An 8280-nucleotide genomic window follows, 5' to 3' on the forward strand; every position below is an offset into this window, starting at 1 on the left:
CATTTGACGACCTCGATTAATGTTAATGGAGTTAGCCCTGCTTTGCCGGCTACTTCCGAATATTGATAAGTTTCCAGATAATTAAACCGCCAAACAAATGGAACTGAAGCGGTCATAAAAATAATTTTTAGTATTGATACTTTGTACCGACTTGTTCGCGCCATTCATTGGCTCGCGAAATGATGCGTGCAGCCAGGCAGGAGGAACTTATAGATTTAGATTGGTTCATTGCGAAGCATGAATTGGTACAACTCTTATATAAAACATGGAACATGATTTTTCGTTGATTTAGAGATTAGCTTTTTAACCACAACCCTATTTTCGTGAAAGCCCGAATATTAAATTTATTTATTAGTCTCCTCACATTTTCATCTTTTGGAAATTGCCAAACCCAGACAACGGGGTGTAACGAAAAACCAGACTCACCCCAAAAATTATTCGTTTTTATAGGTGAACTGCTGCATGCAAAAAGAGTTTCAGCGAGACAACATGTTAACGAAGCCAGGTTTTCGGCAACGTATAGAATTCTTGAAAGGGTATGCGGAAACTACCCGGGCGATACCATCAGTTTAGAAGTGATACAGGTGGACTATGATTCATCTTTCAAAAGGAATAAGTATCAGCTTTTGATGTTAACCAAAGACACTGGGCAAAATGAAGATTTTGTTTTATGGGGAGATTTATACTTTGATGTTTGTAAAACAGTAAAGAATCAGTGGGTGTGTACATATATGCCAAAATATGACATCAGGCAGGCGGGCCAAAAATCCCTGAAGCCAAAGAAAATCAGGTTTACCAGGAACGGTTTTTATAATACAAAAGGAATGACGAGGGAGGAAATAGATATAAACTATCCCGAACCATTTTATAAGATTAAAAAAGACAGAGCAATACCGGTGTTAGGAAATAGTATCGACGAGATATTTCAATACCAACGGGAGGGCACACTTGCCAGTGTGAATATTTATGATCGTCCGGTGGATACGACCGACCGTCATTTTGTGGTGGCGGATGTAGAGTTAGAAAATATTCGGGAGGAGGATACCAATTCTGTTAAGCGGGCACTTGAAATCGCTTACCTGGCCATTAAAGATTCACTTTTAAAAGATCCATTCAACGAAACACAAATTCAACTATTACTAAAAAACTGCAGCAGGCGCGAAGATTACAGTCGTTGTTCCCTTTTTTTTGACCATTTAATTCACACTTACCCGGACAGTTTACAGGCATATCTGATTAATGCGAAATTCAGGCATCCTTTGGCAAGTATTGAAGATTCATCAAGGATTTAGTTATTGAAAAAAGCAGTGAAAGTTGACAGTAACAATTACTATGTAAATTATCACCTTGCGCTTTCCTATTATCATTTATTCCATCAACAACCAAACACTTATTATGGCAGCACTGCAAGAAAATGGTTTACCAGGTGTATTTCTATTGACAGGGCAGAACTTGCAGTATTAAAATATCCGGTTATTCAGCTTTCCAGTTACCTGGAAGATTCCAATACAGTAAATATCTATAAAAAATTCAGCTACCAGGTAAGTACTAATACGGAAGGAATTCCTGTATCAAGCAAATACAATTGGTATTTCCCTGTCGAACCCTTTTTGAGGGACAGTACGAAATGGATAACTGATTATACCGTTGATATGATCGCAACACTGAGATCAGCAAAACATGAGCTTGATGGGTTCTCAGAAGTATTAGCCTGGTTTAAAGAGCCAATATTGAGTGCCGGTTACAAAGGCAAGGTGTATAGGTTTCTTTGGTTAAGATCTTTTGACGATCCGGTAGTCATAAAAATGCAGAAGATTAATCGGAAGGTTATTATTTCCTGGAAACTACCAGTGATTATTGACTCAGTTAACATTGCTTACTCCACGATGGAATTCAAGAAAAATCTTACCACACGGCAGTGGAAGAAGTTCGAAAAATCGCTCACCACGATCGACTATTGGTCAATGATCACGGGAGATTATTCAAGTATTTCCGCTGATGGGTCACTTTGAATGCTGGAAGCTGCTATCGATGGAAAATACAAAGTTACCAATAGAAAAGGGCATGTCTATCCCAAATACACAAATTCCCTTATGTATCTTATTGAGCTCACAGATTTGAATTTGCCTGAAGATAAGATCTATTAATCGGGATGTTCACTACAGTTACTCATTACTATAGTGCTACATGATTGTGATAGAATGTAGCCTAAAGAGCCTATCGTGATTCTGAATCCGGATTGGTTTTTTTCAGCGGTCTAATTATTGAGAACGATATTTTACTTTTGTTCAATTTTTTTTAAACGATCAAGTACCTATTCACTAATTTGTCTTAGCTAAAATGATATTGCCTGACTTGCCAGAGTATATTGCCTGACTTGTCATGAGAATTTGGATTTTATTTAGAAATTGGCGAAGAATACAGTTGAATTATGAAGAATGCAGTTAAATCATGGAAAATGCAAGTAAATCACGGGGAATACGAGCAAATTATGAAATACAAGTTAATCATGGAGAACACAGTTAAAACATTGTAAGTATGCCAGGAAAATTAACCGGTAAGGTCGACATTGTAACAGGTGCCAGTGCGGGAATAGGCAGAGCATCCGCTCTTGCACTTGCCGCAGAGGGAGCCAGGGTTGTGATAACAGCCCGCCGCCAGGATAGGCTGGACGCGTTAGCATCTGAAATCAATGCACTGAGTACGAAAGCGTATTCAATTGTCGGTGATGCGAACGACGAAGCAACCGCTAAACGATGCGTGGAAACCGCTCTGCGTGAAGAAGGAAGAATTGATATTCTTTTAAACATTGCCGGTATGGGCAATTATAAAAATCTTACCGAAACATCATTGGAAGAATATGACCAGCTGATGAATACTAATATGCGTACCACTTTTATTTTTACCAAGCAAGTGGTGCCGCAAATGTTATTGCAGAAACAAGGTACGATCATTATGATCTCATCCATGGCAGGTCTTTACGGGTTTCCGAACCAGGCAGTGTACTGTGCCACCAAATTTGCGCAGGTAGGTTTTGCCCAATCGCTTGATAAAGAACTTAGACCAGGCGGTATTAAGGTTGGCGTAATTTGCCCTGGTGGCGTAAAAACAGAGTTTGCTATTGGTGCTGGCCGCACCGAAGAAAGCGTCGCCCAATCCGGCATGCTCGAAGCAACGGATGTAGCGGACGCAGTATTATTAGCTTGTACCCAGGCACCGGGTTCGAGAATTATTGAAATTCAAATGCGCACTATGAGTGAGTCATTATAGAGGCAACGCAAGCGGGCATTGTGTTACATCTTCACATATTTCCGCCAGTTATGTTCTTCTTTGAACCCCAGAACTTCACGGATTTTGCGATTTGAAAACAGGGCTTCATGTTCGTCCAACTCACGGGTAATCGGCACACCAGGAAAAAACACCTCAGCCAATTCTTTGCTGGGAATAATTGCGCCATTGTGATCATTACCCGCATTGAAAATCTGAAAATCAAGACCATCTTTTTTCAAACATAAATCCACGATCTGTCCCAGGTCACGTGCATCAATATAACAGAAAGCATTTCTGCGTCGCAGTTCAGGGTTTTTGAAATAGTGCGGAAACAGTTCAGCGTATTCGTGAGGCTCAATCACATTTCCGATACGAAGGGCATAGATATCAAAGCCTGACCGCCGCTGGAAAGCTCGTGCCGTTTTCTCATTCACAACCTTCGATAATCCATAGCTATCCATGGGATCAATATCATAGTCCTCCTCTAAGGGCAGCACATGAGGATCTGTTTTGCCGTCTGAAAAACAGATACCGTAAGTGGTCTCCGACGAAGCAATAATGATCTTTTTGATTCCGAGCTTAACGGCTGCTTCAATCACATTATAAGTGCCTATGGTATTGACCCGAAAAGTTTCATTATCAGGTGTAATTAAGATCCTGGGCACAGCCGCGAAATGTACTACAGCATCAAATTGTGGTACACCTTTACCTGGTTCCAACTCATCTAACCCTGCATACGAACTCATGGCATTAAACATTTGTCCGGAATCCGTAATATCGGCTCTCAGATTATCCACCCCTGGGTAATCTAAACGCACCAGGTCTACATTCATCACCCTATGCCCCTGGTCCAGAAGGTAAGGTATTACGTGTTTTCCTGCCTTTCCCGATCCCCCGGTAAATAATATTCGTTTTTTAGTCATGCATCTTAAGTTTATAATGTTTTATCTGGCAGTTAATAATTTGTATGGTGCAAATATGCACGTTGTTTTAGTATCAGTGATGACAAATGTAGAGCAATGGCATCTGATGCCCTAATCGGCAAGCCTTGTTTTGCTTTCGATGCAGTCCATGTCGAGAAGATGTCGACAGAATACATTATTAGTTGAAGTGATAGGCGACCAACATTCGTCTAAACTCAGAAGTGGGATGCTTTATTTGCCATAGTTTTGAACCAGTGCTTTAATCCGGGACGAACTTTTCCAGGCTTTGATTTCTCTTTCTCTTTTACCTGCTAACGATTTATCAGGAAAAAGTTCAAAATACACCATCACCCAGTCTTTAGCTTTTGCTGTAAAGCCATCATTCGCTCAGATGACGACGAATGCGTTGTTCGATCTGATCACCATAGTACATGATGGCTGTTCCAATTGTTGCCGTAGTTGTACCTGACGAATCAGTTGTCGTTTTATCACCTACGTTATTGTTGCAACTGAAAAACAATGCGGTTAAGGCCGTGAGAATTAGATATTTTTTCACTTTTTCTGTATGTTATTAATGTCTTTTGTTATCATGAGCAGCCAGAATTTTCATAACCTGGTTTAGCGCTGCTATAGAAATTTCTTCTGATTGCCTTACATCATGAAATCCAAGCGAGCTTTTGGAATTTTTCATTCCAACCGGTTGTTTTTTTCCTTCCACTACAGTTCCCCAGACTTTAATGTCTTTAATTGTTAAAGGATCGCAGGTGACAGGATTTTCAGAAAGGATTGTAAAGTTGGCTAGTTTACCTGCTGAGATAGAGCCCATCTGGTCTTCTACTTTTAATGAATAGGCTGCTTCAATAGTTACCGCTTTCAAGGCATTTTCCCTACTTACTTTTTGGTTGGCAGCAGCTACCCGACCAGATGTTGTGATCCTGTTTACGCCACACCACATCAGGTACAGCGGATCAGCAGGAGCCATCGGCATATCGCTATGAAAGGAAAAAGATACGCCAGCTCTTTCCACGTCGCCCATACGCACCATATTATCGGCACGGTCAGGGCCTAAGCCGCTTTTGCTATAATTATCTGCTAAAGCAACAGGATAATAAGGATTGCCACTTACGATACAACCCAGTTTTGCCAGGCGGTCCACCTGGTCTTTTTGACTAACTGCAAAATGTACTATTACAGTACGGTGGGCATAGCGAGGATTGCGGCGCATGTTTTTTTCTAATGAGTTGAGTACCCTGTCTAATCCTGCATCACCATTTACATGAACATGTAGCTGATAACCAGCATCCCAATAGATACGGAAAGCCCTTTCAAAAACATCGAGGTCGGTCATCCATTCGCCGTGGTGATTATCGGTATATGGGTCTCTCACCTGCATTAGCTGGGAGTAAATTGCTCCATCGGAAAAAAGCTTCACTTGGTTTTTGGCCAGTGAGGTTTTGCCATTATACCAGCTTTCTAACTTTCGGGTTTCTTCCAATACCTGTGCATCATCTTTAAATTTATCGCAAAGGGTTTTTCCATCGGCCATAAAACTCCAGCGGAAGGGCATTTCATCGCTCGACATGACCGAGTTCACGGCTTCCTGCAAAGGTTTTACTAAAAGTCCCCCGGGTTCGTTGCCAAACGTAACCCCCTTGGATAACATGTACTCTTTCATTATACCAAGACCAGTTTGCAATTTTTCTGGTGTAGCCAGTACGGTGGCTATTTTTGGCGCAACTGCAAACATGCCTTGTTCCCAAAATCGGCCATCGGAGAGTACGGATTGTTTTTGAGGTGTCTCACCCCAGGTTTTAATAAAGTCAGCCGTTACGCCGTATTTATTAATTGCCACACTATTCATCACAATTTCGTGACAACTGCGTAGCCAGGCTAATACCGGCCGTGTTTTACTTATCTTATCCAAGTCCGCTTTAACAAGTGGTCCGTAAAAACTAGGGTGGTAGCCCCAGGTAACCAATGGCTCATCCTGATCGGTCATTTTCTTTTCTACAGCAGACAGCCGCGTCACAAAATCGTTTTTATCTTTTACGGCTTTAGCAGTTCCAGAAGGCAAAGCCCAATCTTCGATAGACAATACTTCTGAAGCCATTGTCAGCGCAGCAAGTACGGGGTGGTCGTGTTGTGCAATAAAACCAGGAACTATTATTTTGTCATTAAAGGTTTTATCCAGTCTTGCAGGTTGATTTCCTAAAATTTTCCCTACTTCTTCACGAGTGCCAATCGCGATAATTTTGCCGTTCACTACCGCAACTGCTTCAGCTTTCGGCTTTTGAGGGTCCATCGTGATAATTTCTTTAGCGGTATAAATTGTAACCTGTGGCGGATACTTCATTTCACTTCCTATATCCTGCAGTGTTTGCGCATCAGCAATAAACAATATACTAACCGCAGCCGACAAGCTCAATGACCATTTTTTATACATACACTTAAATTTATATGATCTAAAAACTCTTTTATCGTCACTGAAGGCAAACATGTTATTTCATCCATTTTATGGCGCTCACCACTGGAACTACTGGATTGTTATTTGGAACTGAATGTGTGCCGGTATTAATTATAATATACCCATTTTTCGGAGAGGTTGATAAATTAAATTTGTCATCGAAAAATCAGTGAAAATGAGTAAGTCCAGCAAGCGGAATTCACCGCAGAATTCAAAACCAAAGTTCCTGAAATAATTATTGCCGAGTTAATTACCCCAGATAATTCTATAGATACAGACTACTTCAAGCCCGTCCTTCACGCGATGGGCCCGCAGAGCAAATACTGCAAAAGAAAAAGCCGGACAAATTTCTATTGATCGTGCTGCAGTGATTAATCAAGGTGTAAATGATGCAGCGGTTGCACTCGGGGGAAGATAATGGTAATATTTTATCAGGATGGAACTTAAATATAGTCGAGGCATTTGGAACTGGTCTGGGTGACATGTTAACGCAGCTGGTAAAGATCTTTATACAAACAGGTATAGAAGTCGCAGGGTTGCAAAAAGCTGCTCTTGCTTTGTCTGCTGACCAATGTGGTGCCGTTATTGTTATTGCTGCCGGTATCGCCGCTGTTGCTGCCGGACAATTTCTGAAGAAAAGTTTCAAAGATGTACAGCCACGAAGGTTGAATTCCGATGACCTTACCGTTCTTCGAACGGATGCTCTTCCAACTGAGCTACCTGGATTTCGAATTTTCAATCAATGCTGTGATTCGTCTAGCGCTTTTCCAACTTTTGATTTCACGCACGCGGGTGCGGCTGATTTTTTATCCCCGAAAAATTCTTGATAGACGAGCTGCCAATCTTTTGCCTTCGATGTAAAACCATCGTGATCGGAAAAATGCCGGCGAAGCCTTTGTTCAATTAAATCGGCGGTATGACCGACATAGAATTTGTTGAGTTGCCTGGATTGCAAAATGTAAACGGGGTAAGGCATAAAAAAAGGCGACTGTTTAAAGTCGACTGTTAATTATTCGAACAAACATCTTTCAGAATGAAAGACGCTCTTTTGAGCGTTATGTTTGTCGACTAGTGTGATCCGGATTGGATTCGAACCAATGACCTTCCCGTTCTTCGAACGGGATGCTCATCCAGCTGAGCTACCTGGATTTCGAATTTTCAATCAATGCTGTGATTCGTCTAGCGCTTTTCCAACTTTTGATTTCACGCTCGCGGGTTGCGGCTGATTTTTTATCCTCGAAAAATTCTTGATATACGAGCTGCCAATCTTTTGCCTTCGATGTAAAACCATCGTGATCGGTGAGATGACGGCGAAGCCTTTGCTTAATTAAATCGGCGGTATGACCGACGTAATACTTGCTGAGTTGATCGGAATGTAAAATGTAGACGGTGTAAGGCATAAAAAAAGTCGACTGTTTAAAGTCGACTTTTAATTATTCGAACAAACATCTTTCAGAATGAAAGACGCTCTTTTTGAGCGTTATGTTTGTCGACTAGTGTGATCCGGATTGGATTCGAACCAATGACCTACTGCTTAGAAGGCAGTTGCTCTATCCAACTGAGCTACCGAACCAATATTTCAAAACTTATGACCTTCCCGTTCTCTGAACGGGATGCTCTATC

Annotated in this window: 9 protein-coding genes and 1 tRNA gene; 4 read left to right on the plus strand and 6 right to left on the minus strand. The window is 41.3% G+C overall.

Annotation, left to right across the window (positions count from 1 at the left end):
- Positions 1-323 precede the first annotated feature (323 nt).
- The 3 genes from ACX0G7_RS25465 to ACX0G7_RS25475 all read left to right on the plus strand — a co-directional run bounded on the left by ACX0G7_RS25465 (position 324) and on the right by ACX0G7_RS25475 (position 3270).
- Positions 324-1292, plus strand: a complete 969-nt coding sequence (locus ACX0G7_RS25465) for a hypothetical protein (RefSeq protein WP_458926362.1) — start codon at positions 324-326, stop codon at positions 1290-1292.
- Between the two features lie 3 nt (positions 1293-1295).
- Entirely contained in the window at positions 1296-2012 is a 717-nt protein-coding gene (locus ACX0G7_RS25470; RefSeq protein WP_458926363.1) for a hypothetical protein, read from the plus strand.
- Positions 2013-2538: 526 nt separating this feature from the next.
- Complete coding sequence (locus ACX0G7_RS25475) at positions 2539-3270, plus strand: SDR family oxidoreductase (protein WP_458926364.1); 732 nt, start codon at positions 2539-2541, stop codon at positions 3268-3270.
- A gap of 23 nt (positions 3271-3293) precedes the next feature.
- Here the strand turns inward: ACX0G7_RS25475 and ACX0G7_RS25480 are convergent, their stop codons facing one another.
- From ACX0G7_RS25480 to ACX0G7_RS25490, 3 genes are all read right to left on the minus strand, one after another.
- Entirely contained in the window at positions 3294-4193 is a 900-nt protein-coding gene (locus ACX0G7_RS25480) for an NAD-dependent epimerase/dehydratase family protein (RefSeq protein ID WP_458926365.1), read from the minus strand.
- Positions 4194-4572: 379 nt separating this feature from the next.
- Positions 4573-4749, minus strand: a complete 177-nt coding sequence (locus ACX0G7_RS25485; RefSeq protein WP_458926366.1) for a hypothetical protein — start codon at positions 4747-4749, stop codon at positions 4573-4575.
- A 15-nt stretch (positions 4750-4764) separates the two neighbouring features.
- Positions 4765-6636, minus strand: a complete 1872-nt coding sequence (locus ACX0G7_RS25490) for an amidohydrolase (RefSeq protein ID WP_458926367.1) — start codon at positions 6634-6636, stop codon at positions 4765-4767.
- 407 nt (positions 6637-7043) lie between these two features.
- Between ACX0G7_RS25490 and ACX0G7_RS25495 the strand changes: the two genes are divergently transcribed.
- Entirely contained in the window at positions 7044-7484 is a 441-nt protein-coding gene (locus tag ACX0G7_RS25495) for a hypothetical protein (protein WP_458926370.1), read from the plus strand.
- Here the strand turns inward: ACX0G7_RS25495 and ACX0G7_RS25500 are convergent.
- From ACX0G7_RS25500 to ACX0G7_RS25510, 3 genes are all read right to left on the minus strand, one after another.
- On the minus strand, positions 7397-7633 hold the full coding sequence (locus tag ACX0G7_RS25500) for a GIY-YIG nuclease family protein (protein WP_458926368.1): 237 nt from the start codon (positions 7631-7633) through the stop codon (positions 7397-7399). The two genes, ACX0G7_RS25495 and ACX0G7_RS25500, sit on opposite strands and share 88 nt — an antisense overlap.
- Positions 7634-7796: 163 nt before the next feature.
- On the minus strand, positions 7797-8057 hold the full coding sequence (locus ACX0G7_RS25505) for a GIY-YIG nuclease family protein (RefSeq protein WP_458926369.1): 261 nt from the start codon (positions 8055-8057) through the stop codon (positions 7797-7799).
- 99 nt (positions 8058-8156) lie between these two features.
- Positions 8157-8230: transfer RNA gene (locus tag ACX0G7_RS25510), tRNA-Arg, on the minus strand.
- Positions 8231-8280 lie beyond the last annotated feature (50 nt).

The organism is Flavitalea antarctica, from assembly GCF_054461535.1.

What these genes read in the sequence shown, in the direction of transcription:
- ACX0G7_RS25505 (WP_458926369.1), bottom strand. Translation starts at nt 8,057, where the DNA reads ATGCCTTACACCGTCTACATTTTACATTCCGATCAACTCAGCAAGTAT.
- ACX0G7_RS25495 (WP_458926370.1), top strand. Translation starts at nt 7,044, where the DNA reads ATGATGCAGCGGTTGCACTCGGGGGAAGATAATGGTAATATTTTATCA.
- ACX0G7_RS25490 (WP_458926367.1), bottom strand. Translation starts at nt 6,636, where the DNA reads ATGTATAAAAAATGGTCATTGAGCTTGTCGGCTGCGGTTAGTATATTG.
- ACX0G7_RS25475 (WP_458926364.1), top strand. Translation starts at nt 2,539, where the DNA reads ATGCCAGGAAAATTAACCGGTAAGGTCGACATTGTAACAGGTGCCAGT.
- ACX0G7_RS25500 (WP_458926368.1), bottom strand. Translation starts at nt 7,633, where the DNA reads ATGCCTTACCCCGTTTACATTTTGCAATCCAGGCAACTCAACAAATTC.
- ACX0G7_RS25480 (WP_458926365.1), bottom strand. Translation starts at nt 4,193, where the DNA reads ATGACTAAAAAACGAATATTATTTACCGGGGGATCGGGAAAGGCAGGA.